Annotated in this window: 16 protein-coding genes; 12 read left to right on the forward strand and 4 right to left on the reverse strand. The window is 72.9% G+C overall.

What is annotated here, in order from left to right; all coding sequences use genetic code 11:
- Window positions 1-142 precede the first annotated feature (142 nt).
- Window positions 143-673, forward strand: coding sequence for a hypothetical protein (locus ASF38_RS12440; protein ID WP_055965794.1), 531 nt, complete (start codon window positions 143-145; stop codon window positions 671-673).
- Here ASF38_RS12440 and ybaK read toward each other — a convergent pair.
- The gene (ybaK, locus tag ASF38_RS12445; RefSeq protein ID WP_055965795.1) at window positions 639-1,127 is read right to left on the reverse strand and encodes a Cys-tRNA(Pro) deacylase; all 489 of its coding nucleotides are present in this window, start codon (window positions 1,125-1,127) and stop codon (window positions 639-641) included. The genes ASF38_RS12440 and ybaK overlap by 35 nt on opposite strands.
- Window positions 1,105-2,304, reverse strand: a complete 1,200-nt coding sequence (locus ASF38_RS12450) for a benzoate/H(+) symporter BenE family transporter (RefSeq protein ID WP_082480717.1) — start codon at window positions 2,302-2,304, stop codon at window positions 1,105-1,107. Before ASF38_RS12450 ends, ybaK begins: the two co-directional genes overlap by 23 nt.
- Window positions 2,305-2,347: 43 nt before the next feature.
- On the opposite strand from ASF38_RS12450, the gene hisD reads away from it, so the two are divergent.
- The 4 genes from hisD to hisH are packed head-to-tail and all read left to right on the forward strand — an operon-like array spanning window position 2,348 to window position 6,013.
- A complete protein-coding gene (hisD, locus tag ASF38_RS12455; RefSeq protein WP_056576375.1) occupies window positions 2,348-3,664 on the forward strand; it encodes a histidinol dehydrogenase in 1,317 nt (438 codons plus the stop codon).
- Entirely contained in the window at window positions 3,661-4,752 is a 1,092-nt protein-coding gene (locus ASF38_RS12460) for a histidinol-phosphate transaminase (protein WP_056576378.1), read from the forward strand. Before hisD ends, ASF38_RS12460 begins: the two co-directional genes overlap by 4 nt.
- Window positions 4,749-5,351 carry an imidazoleglycerol-phosphate dehydratase HisB gene (hisB, locus tag ASF38_RS12465; protein WP_056576381.1) on the forward strand — a complete coding sequence of 201 codons (603 nt, stop codon included), beginning with the start codon at window positions 4,749-4,751 and terminating at the stop codon, window positions 5,349-5,351. The genes ASF38_RS12460 and hisB overlap by 4 nt, the downstream gene beginning before the upstream one ends.
- Window positions 5,351-6,013, forward strand: coding sequence for an imidazole glycerol phosphate synthase subunit HisH (hisH, locus tag ASF38_RS12470; protein WP_056555653.1), 663 nt, complete (start codon window positions 5,351-5,353; stop codon window positions 6,011-6,013). The genes hisB and hisH overlap by 1 nt, the downstream gene beginning before the upstream one ends.
- 82 nt (window positions 6,014-6,095) lie before the next feature.
- Here the strand turns inward: hisH and ASF38_RS12475 are convergent, their stop codons facing one another.
- Window positions 6,096-6,833, reverse strand: a complete 738-nt coding sequence (locus ASF38_RS12475; protein ID WP_056576384.1) for a DUF6498-containing protein — start codon at window positions 6,831-6,833, stop codon at window positions 6,096-6,098.
- Window positions 6,834-6,892: 59 nt separating this feature from the next.
- Here ASF38_RS12475 and priA point away from each other — a divergent pair, with 59 nt between their 5' ends.
- Complete coding sequence (priA, locus tag ASF38_RS12480; RefSeq protein WP_055965809.1) at window positions 6,893-7,624, forward strand: bifunctional 1-(5-phosphoribosyl)-5-((5-phosphoribosylamino)methylideneamino)imidazole-4-carboxamide isomerase/phosphoribosylanthranilate isomerase PriA; 732 nt, start codon at window positions 6,893-6,895, stop codon at window positions 7,622-7,624.
- 52 nt (window positions 7,625-7,676) lie between these two features.
- Window positions 7,677-8,180, forward strand: a complete 504-nt coding sequence (locus ASF38_RS12485) for a DUF1707 domain-containing protein (protein ID WP_056555656.1) — start codon at window positions 7,677-7,679, stop codon at window positions 8,178-8,180.
- Between the two features lie 17 nt (window positions 8,181-8,197).
- Here the strand turns inward: ASF38_RS12485 and ASF38_RS12490 are convergent, their stop codons facing one another.
- Entirely contained in the window at window positions 8,198-8,539 is a 342-nt protein-coding gene (locus tag ASF38_RS12490) for a hypothetical protein (RefSeq protein WP_055965814.1), read from the reverse strand.
- A 38-nt stretch (window positions 8,540-8,577) separates the two neighbouring features.
- On the opposite strand from ASF38_RS12490, the gene hisF reads away from it, so the two are divergent.
- The 5 genes from hisF to ASF38_RS12515 are packed head-to-tail and all read left to right on the forward strand — an operon-like array spanning window position 8,578 to window position 13,977.
- A complete protein-coding gene (gene hisF, locus ASF38_RS12495) occupies window positions 8,578-9,354 on the forward strand; it encodes an imidazole glycerol phosphate synthase subunit HisF (RefSeq protein WP_055965817.1) in 777 nt (258 codons plus the stop codon).
- Window positions 9,344-11,236, forward strand: coding sequence for an ABC transporter ATP-binding protein (locus tag ASF38_RS12500; RefSeq protein ID WP_369815010.1), 1,893 nt, complete (start codon window positions 9,344-9,346; stop codon window positions 11,234-11,236). Before hisF ends, ASF38_RS12500 begins: the two co-directional genes overlap by 11 nt.
- The gene (locus tag ASF38_RS12505; protein WP_055965821.1) at window positions 11,233-13,056 is read left to right on the forward strand and encodes an ABC transporter ATP-binding protein; all 1,824 of its coding nucleotides are present in this window, start codon (window positions 11,233-11,235) and stop codon (window positions 13,054-13,056) included. Before ASF38_RS12500 ends, ASF38_RS12505 begins: the two co-directional genes overlap by 4 nt.
- 19 nt (window positions 13,057-13,075) lie before the next feature.
- Entirely contained in the window at window positions 13,076-13,414 is a 339-nt protein-coding gene (gene hisI, locus ASF38_RS12510; RefSeq protein ID WP_056576387.1) for a phosphoribosyl-AMP cyclohydrolase, read from the forward strand.
- Window positions 13,411-13,977: a Trp biosynthesis-associated membrane protein gene (locus tag ASF38_RS12515; RefSeq protein ID WP_056555663.1), complete on the forward strand. Its 567-nt coding sequence runs from the start codon at window positions 13,411-13,413 to the stop codon at window positions 13,975-13,977. The genes hisI and ASF38_RS12515 overlap by 4 nt, the downstream gene beginning before the upstream one ends.
- Window positions 13,978-14,049 lie beyond the last annotated feature (72 nt).

The raw sequence follows: 14,049 nt of genomic DNA on the forward strand, positions 1-14,049 counted from the left end.
ACCCGGGCATGACCGAGGTGCACCTGCGCCTCGTCGGCACCGGCACCACCAAGGTCATGCGGCTCGACGACGGGCTGCGGGTCAAGCCGTCCTCGTCGCTCATCGCCGACCTCAAGGAGCTCCTGGGGCCACATTGTCTGGGGTGAGCGGGGGCCACGGTGCCCGCGGCGCGATCGGGCGAGCCGTGCTGGCGGTCCTCGTCCTGCTCCTGGTCTCGGTCGGCGCGGGTGCGCTGTGGATCGGGCTCTCCCGTCCGCCGGAGTGGCTCGTCACCGAGCAGGGGATCGTCCTCACCGAGGAGGCCTCCGGCCTGCAGGTCGGCGTCGAGCTGCTGTTCGTGGCGATCGGGGCCGCACTGAGCCTGGTGTGGGCGGTCGTGGTGGGCTTCGTGCTGCGTCGCCTCGGCTGGGTCCTGGCACCGATCGTCGTCGCCGGCACCCTCCTGGCGTCGGTCGTCACGTGGCGCGTGGGTCTCTGGCTGGGACCGGGCGACCCGGCGGCGACGACGGACCCGCAGATCGGCGACCTCATCCCGGCTCAGCCGGCGGTCGACGCCCTCGCCTCGTTCCTCGTGTGGCCGATCGCCGGTCTGCTCGGCCTGCTGCTCATCACGTGGGCCACCGGGCGTCGTTCCCGCGTCAGCGTGCCAGCGGACCCAGCGTCGCTGCGGTGAGCCGCACCAGGTCCGTCGGTGCCAGCTCGACCTCGAGCCCCCGTCGGCCCGCGGACACGTGCACGGTGTCCCAGTCCAGCACCGACGCGTCGATCGCCGTGCGGAGCCGACGTCGTTGGCCGAGCGGGGAGATGCCGCCCAGCACGTAGCCGGTGGCCTTCTCGGCGCGCTGCGGGTCGGCCATCTGGGCGCGCTTGTGCCCGAGGGCCGCCGCAAGGGCCTTGAGGTCGAGCTGGGCGGTCACGGGCACGACGCCCACGGCCAGCTCGCCGTCGACGTCCGCCAGGAGGGTCTTGAAGATCCGCGCCGGCTCCACGCCGAGGGCCTCGGCGGCCTCGAGCCCGTACGAGGTGGCACGCGGATCGTGCTCGTAGCGGTGCACGCGGTGCTCCACGCCGGCACGTCGCACGGCGGCCAGGGCCGGCGTGGCCTCAGGCTTCGTCGGTCTCGCCACGGGGCTCCTCCTCGTGCGGTGGCCGCTCGATGGTGGACCGGACCAGCAGGCCGACGACCAGCGCCCAGAACGCGGCCCCGACGCCGAGCAGCTGCAGCCCCGAGGCGGCGACCAGGAACGTGACCGCGGCGCTCGTCCGCCCGTGCGCGTCCTGCAGGGCCGCGACGATCGACGCGGCGAAGGTGGACAGCAGTGCGAGCCCGGCCACCGTCTCGACGATGCCGGCCGGCGCCTTCTCGGTGACGGCCACGAGGGCGCCCGAGGTGAACGCCAGGACCAGCGCGGTGAGCCCCGCGACGAACGCGGCCACCCACCGGCGGGACCGGTCACCGGCCTGCTCACCGGCGGCGAGCGCGGCCGAGATGGCGGCGAGGTTGATCGCGTGACCGCCGAAGACCGCAGCGACCCCGGTTCCCGCGCCGGTCGTCACCATCGAGGCGCGCCACGGGACGGTGTAGCCGAAGCTGCGCATCACCGCGACGCCCGGGATGTTCTGCGACGCCAGGGTCACGACGGTCAGCGGGAGCGCGATGCCGACGACGGACGCGACCGTGAGCACGGGTGCCGTGGGCTCGAGCCGGGGGAGCAGCGACGCGGCCTCCAGCGTGGTCCCCCTGTCGACGAGCGAGACGGCGATGACGACGAGGGCCGTGAGCAGGGCCAGCGGGACGGCCCACCGGGTCGCCCACCGGGTGCCCAGCAGCCACACGACGATCACCGGGCCGACCGCCCAGGGCGACGCCGCGAACGCCGTGAAGGGGGCGAGGCAGAGCTGGAGCAGCACGCCGGCGAGCATCGCCTGGGCCAGCGGGACGGGGATGGCAGCCGCCAGCCGGCCGAGCCACGGCACGAGGCCGGTCAGGGCCAGGAGCACGCCGGTGAGCACGAACGCACCCACGGCGGCGGGCCATCCGCCGGCCACGGGGCCGGTGCTCACCAGCAGGGCGGCACCCGGGGTCGACCAGGCCAGCGTGACCGGCAGCCGTGTCCACAGGGCGAGGCCCGACATGAGCAGTCCGAACGCCACGGTGAGGGCGAACAGCCCGCTCGCGGCCTCGTCGGGCGAGGCGCCGACGGCGCGCAGACCCGCCAGCACGACGGCGAACGAGGACGTGAAGCCGACGATCGCGGTCACGACGCCGGCCACGACGGGCTGCTGCAGGTCGCGTGACGTCACGGGGCCCGATCCTAGGCGCAGGGGTGGTCCCTAGAATCGGTGCGTGATCAGACGCCTCGACCTCCGCCTCGACCCGACCGCCGAGCTGCCCCGTGCGCAGCAGGACGTCGAGCACGCGCTGGAGGTGGTGGCGCCCCTGTGCGAGGACGTCCGAGCCCGCGGCGAGGAGGCCGTCCTCGAGTACGGCGAACGCTTCGACGGTGTGCGCCCGGCGTCGCTGCGGGTGGCCCCGGAGCACCTGGCCGCCGCTCTTGCCGAGCTCGACCCGGCGATCCGGGCGGGTCTGGAGGAGTCCGTCGCCCGGCTGCGCGTGACGTGCGAGGCCGAGCTGGAGCAGACCGTCGTCACGACCGTGGCCGAGGGCGCGACCGTCGAGCGGCGGATCGTGCCCATGCAGCGCGTCGGCCTCTACGTGCCCGGCGGACTCGCGCCGCTGGTCAGCACCGTCGTCATGAACACGGTGCCGGCGCAGGTCGCGGGCGTCGGGTCCATCGCGCTCACGTCGCCCCCGCAGTCGGAGTTCGGCGGCCTCCCGCACCCCACGATCCTCGCGGCGTGCGCCCTGCTCGGCATCGACGAGGTGTACGCCGCCGGGGGAGCGCAGGCGCTCGCGCTGCTCGCCTACGGCAGCGTCGCCACCGGTGGCTCCGTGCGGCCCGTTGACCTCGTGACCGGTCCGGGCAACATCTACGTGGCCGCGGCCAAGCGCTACCTCCAGGGCACCGTGGCGATCGACTCCGAGGCCGGGCCCACCGAGATCGCCGTGATCGCCGACGACACGGCCGATCCCGCGTTCGTGGCGGCCGACATGATCAGCCAGTCCGAGCACGACCCCATGGCCGCGAGCGTCCTCGTGACGCCCAGCGACGCCCTCGCCGACGCGGTCAGCGCGGAGCTGGAGCGCCAGGTGCCCACGGCCACGCACGCGGAGCGCATCACCACGTCGCTGGCCGGCCGGCAGTCCGCCATCGTGCTCGTCGACGACCTGGACCAGGCGGTCGACGTCGCGAACGCGTACGCGGCCGAGCACCTGGAGATCCAGACCGCCGACTCGGCGGCCGTCGCCGCCCGCATCGTCAACGCCGGTGCGATCTTCGTCGGTGCCTGGACGCCGGTGTCCCTCGGCGACTACGCCGCCGGGTCGAACCACGTGCTGCCCACGGCGGGCTGCGCCTGCCACTCGTCGGGACTGTCGGTGCGCGCCTTCTGCAAGAACGTGCACGTCGTCACCTACACCGAGCAGGCCCTGCGCGAGGTCGGCCACCACGTCGAGGTGCTCGCGGCTGCCGAGGACCTGCCGTCGCACGGTGCCGCCGTGGCGGTGCGGACCGGATCCGCCTCGGCTGCAGTGGACCGATGAGCGTCCCCGACTGGGTCCCGGTGCGCGAGGAGCTCCGGGACGAGGAGCCGTACGGCGCGCCGCAGATCGACGTGCCCGTGCGCCTCAACACCAACGAGAACCCCTACGGGCCCAGCGAGGCCGCCGCCGACGACATCGCCGCGTCGGTGCGTGCCGCCGCGCTCGGGCTCAACCGGTACCCCGATCGTGAGGCGTGGTCGCTGCGGACGGCCCTCGCCGCCTACCTCATGGCCGAGGTGCCGGCGGCGGACCTCGACGCCTCGCGGGTGTGGGCGGCCAACGGCTCCAACGAGGTCATGCAGCAGATCCTGCAGGCCTTCGGCGGACCCGGCCGCACGGCGCTCTCCTTCGCCCCCACGTACTCGATGTACCCCGAGTACGCGCGCAACACCCACACGAGGTGGGTGGCCGGGCAGCGCCGCGAGGACTTCGGGATCGACGCGACGGCCGCGGTCGCGCTCATCGAGGCCGAGCGGCCCGACGTCGTGTTCCTGACCTCGCCCAACAACCCCACCGGCACCGCGCTGGACCCTGCGCACACGCGGGCCGTGCTCGAGGCCGCGCCCGGTCTCGTCGTGGTCGACGAGGCCTACGCCGAGTTCCGCCGCGAGGGCACGCCGTCGGCGCTCGAGCTGCTCGAGGAGTTCCCGCGGCTCGTCGTCACGCGCACCATGAGCAAGGCCTTCGCGCTCGCCGGCGGGCGTCTGGGCTACCTGGCCGCGCACACCGACGTCGTCGACGCGCTGCGCATCGTGCGGCTGCCGTACCACCTGTCGTCGGTCACCCAGGCCACGGCGGAGGCGGCGCTGCGCCACACCGACGAGCTGCTGGCCCAGGTCGACGCCCTGCGCGCCACGCGCGACGCGACGGCTGCCCGGCTCCGGGAGCACGGCTTCACGGTGGCCGACTCGGACGCCAACTTCATCCTGTTCGGTCCGTTCGACGACCGGCACGCCACGTGGCAGGCGCTGGTGGACCGCGGGGTCCTGATCCGCGAAACGGGCCCCCTAGGATGGCTGCGCGTCTCCATCGGGACGCCGTCCGAGATGGACGCGTTCTTCACGGCCTTGAAGGAGGTCACCTCGTGAGCAGCAGAACAGCACGCATCGAGCGGAAGACCTCGGAGTCGCACGTCGTCGTCGAGCTCGACCTCGACGGCACCGGCAAGCACGACATCTCGACGGGTGTCGGCTTCTACGACCACATGCTCACCGCCCTCGCCCGGCACTCGCTGGTCGACCTCACCGTCAAGACCGAGGGCGACCTGCACATCGACGCCCACCACACCGTCGAGGACACCGCGATCGCCATCGGCGACGCGCTGCGCGAGGCGCTCGGCGACAAGGCCGGCATCCGTCGGTACGGCACGGCCACGATCCCCCTCGACGAGGCGATCGCCACCTGCACGGTCGACGTGTCCGGGCGGCCCTACTTCGTGCACGCGGGCGAGCCGGAGCGCCAGATCACGGTCGTGATCGGTGGCCAGTACTCCGGGTCCCTCACGTCGCACGTGCTCGAGTCGATCGCGCACCACGCGGGGCTGACGCTTCACATGACGCTGCTCGCCGGCCGCGACCCGCACCACATCGCCGAGTGCCAGTTCAAGGCGCTGGCCCGCGCGCTCCGTGAGGCGATCGAGCCCGACCCTCGGGAGACGGGCATCCCGTCGACCAAGGGCGCGCTGTAGTGACGGACGGCACGGCGCCGGTCGCGGGGCGACCCACGGTCGCGGTCCTCGACTACGGATCGGGCAACCTCCGGTCGGCGGTGCGCGCCGTCGAGCGCGCGGGGGCGGACGTCACGCTGACGTCGGACCCTGCGGTGGCCGAGACCGCCGACGGACTGCTCGTGCCGGGCGTCGGCGCGTTCGCGGCGTGCATGGCCGGCCTGCTGGAAGTCGACGGCGAACGGATCATCGAGCGCCGGCTCATCGCCGGTCGGCCGGTGCTGGGCATCTGCGTGGGCATGCAGATCCTGTTCGGCGAGGGCATCGAGCACGGTGTCCGGACGACCGGGTGCAGGGAGTGGCCCGGCGTCGTGGAGCGTCTCCAGGCGCCGATCGTCCCGCACATGGGCTGGGACACGGTCGAGCCGCCCGAGGGCTCCCGGATGTTCGCCGGTCTCGAGGGGGAGCGGTTCTACTTCGTGCACTCCTACGGCGTGCGGCGCTGGGAGCTCGACGTCGAGGGCACGTCGTTCCGCGCGCCGCAGGTCACCTGGACCGAGTACGGGGGAGACCGCTTCGTCTCCGCCGTCGAGAACGGTCCGCTCTGGGCCACGCAGTTCCACCCCGAGAAGTCCGGCGACGCCGGCCGCCGCCTGCTCGAGAACTGGCTCGCCACCCTCTGACCCGTCAGAGGTAGGTGTCGCACCGAATCCGGCCGTCGGAGGTAGGTGTCGCACCGAATCGGGTGCTGGTGGGGTGCTAGGCCTACCGCTGGCCCGGGCCCGACCGTGGCTCGAGCGCCACGGGGTCGGCCGGCGGCGAGGATCGGTGCTCGCGCAGGTGGAAGCCCAGGTCGACGAGCGTCTTGAGGCCGCAGAGCAGGACGACGGGTCCGATCGCCTCCGCGGGACGGCCGTCGGGACCACCCAGCAGGAAGAACGCCCCGATCACCGACAGGTGCAGCACGACCATCCGCGGGTAGGGGAGCAGCATCGTGCGCGACGGGGTGGCGCGCACACGCTCGTCGCGGCCGAACCAGTGCAGCGCGAGCGACAGCACGTGGCTCCAGACCAGCACCAGCACCGAGAGGACCCAGAAGCCCGCGCTGCCGGTGAACCCGCCGGTCGCGAAGGCCAGCACGAAGGCGAACACGCCGTGCACGAGGGTGAAGAGGCCGTAGTGGAAGGCGAAGAAGCCCGCCATGACGCGCGGGTCCGGCTCCACGCGTCGGCCGTTCAGGGTCATGGTCAGCCTCGCTGCGTCGTCCTTCGCCCGGGCCGTGGCGATCTTGACGATCGTGACGAGCCAGACGGCCACGTTCTCGATCCAGTACAGGACGAACACGTCGCCGACGCCGAGGTCGCCGCGCAGCACGCCCCAGACGGGCACGAGGTTGGCCACCACGAGCAGCACGGACGAGACGACACGCGGCAGGCCCGGGGGCAGCTGCGACCCGGCGCGCGCGACCGATCCCAGACCCAGCAGGCGGAGCAGCAGCGGCACGGCGACACCCTACGACGCCGCGATCCCCGAGGCCGAGGACCGCCGATACGATCGGCCCCGTGAGTGACTACCTGCAGCTGCTGCCCGCCGTCGACGTCAAGGGCGGCCAGGCCGTGCAGCTCGTCCAGGGGGTCGACGGCTCGGAGAAGCGGTTCGGCGACCCCGTCGAGGCGGCGCTGCGCTGGCAGTCCGCCGGCGCGGAGTGGATCCACCTGGTCGACCTCGACGCCGCCTTCGGGCACGGCCACAACCGTGACCTGCTGGCCCGGATCGTCGGCACGCTCGACATCGACGTCGAGATGTCCGGCGGCATGCGCGACGACGAGTCGCTCGCCGCCGCCATGGCCGCCGGGTGCCGGCGCGTGAACATCGGCACGGCCGCGCTCGAGCACCCCGAGTGGTGCGCGCGAGCGATCGCCGAGTGGGGCGACCGGGTGGCCATCGGGCTCGACGTCCGCGGCACGACCCTCGCCGCGCGCGGGTGGACCCGCGACGGTGGCGACCTGTACGAGACGCTCGAGCGGCTCGACGGCGAGGGCTGCGCTCGCTACGTCGTCACCGACGTCAACAAGGACGGCATGCTGCAGGGTCCGAACCTCGACCTCCTGCGCGACGTGTGCTCGCGCACCGACCGCCCGGTGGTGGCGTCCGGCGGCGTGACCACGCTGGCCGACGTCGAGGCGCTCATGGGTCTGGTCGACATCGGGGTCGAGGGCGCGATCGCCGGCACCGCCCTGTACACCGGCCAGTTCACGCTCGAGGACGCGCTCGCCCTCACGCGCGGTCGCTGAGCAGGTCCACGACGTCCGGCGCCCAGCTCCTGGGCCGTGGCACGCTGGGCCCATGACAGGGGAGTGGGACCGGCTGAGCGCCGACCCGAGCACGCCGGCGGCCGCGACCTTGCGCGCCAGCGACGCCGACCGCGACGTCGTGCTCGGCGTGCTGCGCGACGCGTACGCCGAGGGCCGGCTCGACCGTGCGGAGTACGAACGTCGCGTCGAGGGCGCCCTCGGGGTGCTCGTGGTGGCGGACGTCGTGCCCCTGCTCTCGGACCTGGTCGCTGAGCGACGCCCCGCCGGTACGGCGCGCTCCGCCCGCACCGAGGCGGAGGAGAAGTTCCGGCGTGAGTCGCGCGACTCCCGCAACGGCTGGATCGGTGTCACCGCGCTGACCACCGGGATCTGGGCGGCCACGAGCGCGGGATCGGGCGAGCTGCTCTTCTTCTGGCCGGTCTTCCCGAGCCTCGGCATCGGGTTCGGCTGGTTCATGCACCACCTCAACCGAGAGCAGCGGGTCGAGGAGCTCGAGGAGAAGATCGCCAGGAAGCGCCGCGGGCTCGAGCGCTGACGACTCGTCCGGCGGTCTCAGAGCAGGTCGGAGACCAGGGTGACCAGCCCGTAGACGGACCCGGCGAGGAGAGCCACCAGCACCAGGACGACCACGGCGCACCCCACGGTGTCGCCGAGGGTCCACTCGTCGTCGTCGGCGTCGACGCCCATGTTCGGCGGGGGCAGCGGGTACTGCTGCATGTACTGGGCCAGGTGAGCCTGCGAGCAGAAGCGGAAGGTGTCCTTCGCGCTGTCGACGAACCAGTCGTCACCCCACTCGTCCTCGTCGATCCGACGGTGCACGTTCACGACCATGGCCTCGTCGGAGGTGATGTCGATCGTCGCCCGGCAGAAGAAGCACTGGTAGGTGGTGGCCACGGCGGGAGCCTAGACGGGGGCGCCGATAGGCTCGGCGGGTGAGTCTCGCCGTGCGTGTCATCCCCTGCCTCGACGTCGACGCGGGGCGCGTCGTGAAGGGCGTCAACTTCGTCGACCTGGTCGATGCGGGCGACCCGGTCGAGATGGCACGGGTCTACGACGCCGAGGGCGCCGACGAGCTCACCTTCCTCGACATCACGGCCTCCAGCGGGGACCGCGCGACCACGTTCGACATCGTGAGCAGCACGGCCGAGCAGGTCTTCATCCCGCTCACCGTCGGCGGGGGAGTGCGCACCGTCGACGACGTCGACCGGCTGCTGCGCGCGGGCGCCGACAAGGTCGGCATCAACACCGCGGCCATCGCGCGACCCGAGGTGATCGCCGAGATCGCCCAGCGGTTCGGCAACCAGGTGCTCGTCCTCAGCGTCGACGCGCGACGTGCCCCGACGTCGGGCGAGGGCGCCCAGCCCAGCGGGTTCGAGGTCACCACGCACGGCGGCCGGCGAAGCGCCGGGATCGACGCCGTGGAGTGGGTCCGCCGAGCCGACGAGCTGGGCGTCGGCGAGGTGCTGCTCAACTCGATGGACGCCGACGGGACGAAGCAGGGCTTCGACCTGGAAATGATTCGGGCGGTCCGCGGCGTTACACAGGTGCCACTGATCGCCAGTGGTGGCGCCGGACGGCTCGAGCACTTCGCTCCTGCGGTCGAGGCCGGTGCCGACGCCGTGCTCGCCGCGAGTGTGTTCCACTTCGGCGAGCTGACCATCGGACAGGTGAAAGAGACCTTGCGAGCAGCGGGACACCGTGTCAGGTAGCGCCCCCAGGCCGGCCCAGGCCGAGGCGGTCGAGGCCGAGGCAGCCCGGACCGAGGCGGTACCGACAGGATCGGGCCAGCTCGGATCGGCCCAGCCCGACCGGATCATGCGCCGCGGATTCGGCCTGCTCGGACGCGGCATCGGCGAGCAGAAGGCGCTGTTCGCGATCTCGGTCGTGGGCAGCGTGCTCTTCGGCGCGATGACCGTCGCCGACGCCTGGGTGCTCGGGTGGGCGACCGACAACGTCATCCGGCCGTCCTTCGAGCAGGGCGAGGTGCTGCAGGGCGCCCTCTGGACCTCGATCGCCCTGTTCCTCGGCGTGGCCGTGCTGCGGGCGCTCGGCGTCATCGCGCGGCGGCTCATCGGCGGCATCGTCTACTACCGCCTGGTCGCCACCTACCGCCGCAAGGTCACCCGTCAGTACCTCGCCCTCCCGATGTCGTGGCACCACCGCCACCCCACCGGCCAGCTGCTCTCCAACGCCAACGCCGACGTCGAGGCCACGTGGGCGGTCTTCATGCCGCTGCCGATGGCGGTCGGCGTCATCGCCATGCTCGCAGCCGCTCTCGTGGCGATGCTCGAGGCCGACTGGGTGCTCACGCTCGTGGGCCTCGTGGTGTTCCCGGCCCTGTTCGGCATCAACGTGTTCTACCAGCGCTGGCTCTCGCCCAAGGTCGCGCACGCCCAGGCCCTGCGCGGCGACCTGAGCGCCGTGGCCCACGAGTCCTTCGACGGCGCGCTGGTGGTGAAGTCGCTCGGTCGCGAGGCCGACGAGACCGCCCGCTTCGCCCGGTCCACCGAGGAGCTGCGCGACGCCAACATCGAGGTCGGGAAGATCCGCAGCATCTTCGACCCGTTGCTGGAGGCCCTGCCGAACCTCGGCATCCTCGCCGTGATCGTCCTGGGTGTCGGCCGCGTGGCCAGCGGTGCCGCCGAGCCCGGCGACGTCGTGCAGGTGGCCTACCTGTTCACCGTGGTCGCCTTCCCGGTGCGTGCCATCGGCTGGGTGCTCGGCGAGCTGCCCCGCAGCGTCGTCGGCTGGGACCGTGTCGAGAGCGTGCTGCAGGCGTCGGGGTCCATGACCTACGGCACCGCCACCCTGCCGGGCGCAGGTGCGGTCGACCTCGACCTGCGGGGAGTCTCCTACCAGTTCGACGACGCCGTGCAGTCGGGCGAGGGCGACGACGTCCTCGACGGCGTCGAGCTGCACGTGCCGCGGGGGTCCGTCACGGCCCTCGTCGGTGCCACCGGCAGCGGCAAGAGCACCCTCACGACCCTGCTCTCGCGCCTCGTCGACCCGCGCTCCGGCACGGTCGAGCTCGACGGTCACGACGTCGCGGGCCTCACCCACCGGGCCCTGGCCGACGCGGTCGCCGTGGTCCCGCAGACCACCTTCCTGTTCGACGACTCCGTCCGTGAGAACGTCACGCTCGGGGCCGACGTCGACGACGCCGACGTCTGGGAGGCGCTGCGGACCGTCCAGGCCGACGGCTTCGTCGCCCGCCTGCCCGCGGGGCTCGACACTCAGCTCGGTGAGCGCGGGACCACCCTGTCCGGCGGGCAGCGCCAACGCCTCGCCCTGGCGCGCGCCCTCGTGCGGCGGCCCCGGCTGCTGGTCATGGACGACGCCACGAGCGCCGTGGACCCCGAGGTCGAGCAGCGCATCCTGCGCGCCCTGGCCGATCGCACGGCCGACGGGGGCGGGCCGACGGTCCTCGTCGTGGCGTACCGCAAGGCCACCATCGCCCTGGCCGACGAGGTCGTGCTGCTCGACGGCGGACGGGTGGCCGAGCGTGGCACCCACGCCGAGCTCATGGCGGGGTCGGCGGTCTACCGCGACCTCGTCGACGCGTACGACCAGGCGAGGGAGGCACAGGCATGACCGCCACGAGCACCGAGGTGAGCCTGCCGGGCGTCACCACCGTCCGGGCGTCCGGTCGCGAGATCGTGCGTCGCGGCCTCGCGCTGTCGCCGGCCATCAAGGACGGCCTGGGACTCACGCTGCTGCTCGCCGTGCTGAGCACGGTGGGCGGCTCGGTGGTGCCCGTGGTCATCCAGCGCACGGTGGACTCGGGGCTGGGTGACGGGGGAGAGACGACCCTGTCCGCCATCGGTCCCTACCTGCTCGGCGCGCTCGTGCTCGTCCTGCTGACGGCGGTCGTCGCCTACTGGATGCGCGTGCGCCTGTTCGTGGCGAGCGAGCGCGGCCTCGCCGAGCTGCGTGTCACGGCGTTCCGCCACGTGCACGACCTCTCGATGCTCACGCAGAACGCCGAGCGCCGGGGCGTCCTCGTCTCGCGGGTGACGTCCGACATCGACCAGGTGTCCCTGTTCCTGCAGTTCACCGGCATCATGATCGTCATCAGCCTCGGCCAGATGCTCGTCGCGACGGTCATCATGGCGTTCTACTCCTGGCAGCTGACCCTCGTCGTCTGGCTGTGCTTCCTCCCGCTCGCGGCCAGCCTGAAGTACTTCGCCGCACGGCTGAGCCGCGCCTACGACACCGTGCGCCGGACCGTCGGCGAGATGCTCGCCGTCGTGGCCGAGCCGGTCGTCGGTGCCTCCGTGGTCAAGGCGCACGCCATCGAGGACCGCACGCAGGCCAGGGTCGACGCGGGCATCCAGCGCAACCTCGACGCCAACGTCCGCGCCCAGAAGCTCGTGGCGGTCACGTTCGCCTCCGCCGGCCTCGTGGGCGGGCTCGCGAACGCCGGTGCCGTGGCCGTCGGAGTGGTCCTCGGCGTGGCCGGTGGCCTGTCGATGGGGACCGTCATCGCGTTCGCGTTCCTCGTCGGTCTGCTCGTGGGGCCCGCGCAGATGGCCACGCAGGTCCTGACCGAGGCGCAGAACGCCATCGCCTCGTGGCGGCGGGTCATCGAGCTGCTCGACACCCCGGCCGACGTGGTCGACCCCGGTCCCGACGGGGTCGGTCTGCCCGACGAGGTGCTCGGCGCCCGGTTCGAGCACGTCGCGTTCGCCTACCCCGACGGCCCGGAGGTGCTCAGCGACGTCGACGTCACGATCCAGCCGCGCCAGCGCGTGGCGGTGGTGGGCGAGACGGGCTCGGGCAAGACGACCTTCGCCAAGCTGCTCACCCGCCTCATGGACCCGGTGCGCGGGACGGTGCGGCTCGGCGACACCGACATCGCGCGGGTCTCCTTCGACGAGCTGCGGCGCCACGTGCTCATGGTCCCCCAGGAGGGCTTCCTGTTCGACGCGACGTTGCGCGAGAACCTGCTGTACGGGCGCGACGACGCGACGGACGTCGAGCTCGTCGCCGCGGTCGACGACCTCGGCCTCACCGACTGGTTCGCGGGGCTGCCGCACGGGTTGGACACACGCGTGGGGCAGAGGGGCGAGTCGCTGTCGGCGGGGGAGCGCCAGCTCGTCGCGCTGGTGCGCTCGGCCCTGGCCGACCCCGACTTCCTCGTGCTCGACGAGGCCACGAGTGCGGTCGACCCGCAGACCGAGCTGCGTGCCACGCGTGCGCTGGAGACCCTGCTCGAGGGACGCACGAGCGTCACGATCGCGCACCGGCTCAGCACGGCGGAGAACGCCGACCGCGTGCTGGTGTTCGACGCAGGCCGCCTCGTCGAGGACGGGTCGCACGACGAGCTGGTCGACGCCGGGGGCGTGTACGCCCGCCTGCACGCCAGCTGGGTGGCGCAGGCCTCGCTCGGGATCGTGCCGGCGGCCGAGTGACCTCTGGGAGGATGGCACCGTGACCTCACTCGACCCAGCCGTGGCCGCCCGGCTCAAGCGCGATCCCGCGGGGCTGGTCCCCGCCGTGGTGCAGGACGCCGGCACGCGCGACGTCCTCATGGTCGGGTGGATGGACGACGAGGCGCTGCACCGCACCCTCACGACCGGCCGGGGCACCTACTGGAGCCGCAGCCGCCAGGAGTACTGGGTCAAGGGCGAGACCTCCGGCCACACCCAGGCCGTGCGCGAGGTGCGCCTCGACTGCGACGGCGACACGCTGCTCGTCGTGGTCGACCAGGAGGGTCCGGCCTGCCACACCGGCGCGACCACCTGCTTCGACAAGGACCGGTTGCTGTGACGGCTGCGTCCGGGCGGCGTCTGTACGCGCCGGTGGTGCTCGGCCTGCTGGCGGTGGGTGGGCTCACCTGGTTGGCACTCGGCCGCACCTGGGCCAGCACCCGGCTGGCCCCGACGGGCCTGCCGCCCGACACGATCGTGGTCACGGGCCGCGACGTCGCCCCGCTGGCCGCCGCCCTGGCCGTCGTCGTGGTCACCGCCGCGCTCGCCGTGCTCGCGACCCGCGGGCGCGGGCGGCTCGTCGTCGGTCTCTTCGTCGTCGTGCTCGGACTCGGCGGTGCTGCCGTGTGCCTGGTCTCGGCGGCCGACGTCGACGCGTCGTTGTCCTCGGCCGCCGAGCAGTCCCCGGCCTTCACGGGCCAGGACCTCGGAGCCGTCTCGAGGTCGTCGTGGTCCTACGTCGCGGCCGCGGGGTTCCTGCTCGCGACCGGCCTCGGTGCCGTGACCGTCCGGCACGGCAGGTCGTGGCCCGCCATGAGCGGCCGGTACGACGCGCCGTCGCGCTCACGCGTCGACGACGACCCGTGGAAGGCGCTCGACGAGGGACGCGACCCCACGCTCTGAGCCATGCGGGACGAAAGTCCTGAATTCACCTGGAGGACTCGTAACTCCCGGGTGCACCCGTCGTTGAGATCT

The organism is Aeromicrobium sp. Leaf272 (genome assembly GCF_001422865.1).
GTDB lineage: Bacteria > Actinomycetota > Actinomycetes > Propionibacteriales > Nocardioidaceae > Aeromicrobium.

Bases quoted from the DNA above. Each gene is read 5' to 3' on its own strand.
- ASF38_RS12460 (WP_056576378.1), top strand. From the start codon at position 3,661: ATGAGCGTCCCCGACTGGGTCCCGGTGCGCGAGGAGCTCCGGGACGAG.
- ASF38_RS12485 (WP_056555656.1), top strand. From the start codon at position 7,677: ATGACAGGGGAGTGGGACCGGCTGAGCGCCGACCCGAGCACGCCGGCG.
- ASF38_RS12505 (WP_055965821.1), top strand. From the start codon at position 11,233: ATGACCGCCACGAGCACCGAGGTGAGCCTGCCGGGCGTCACCACCGTC.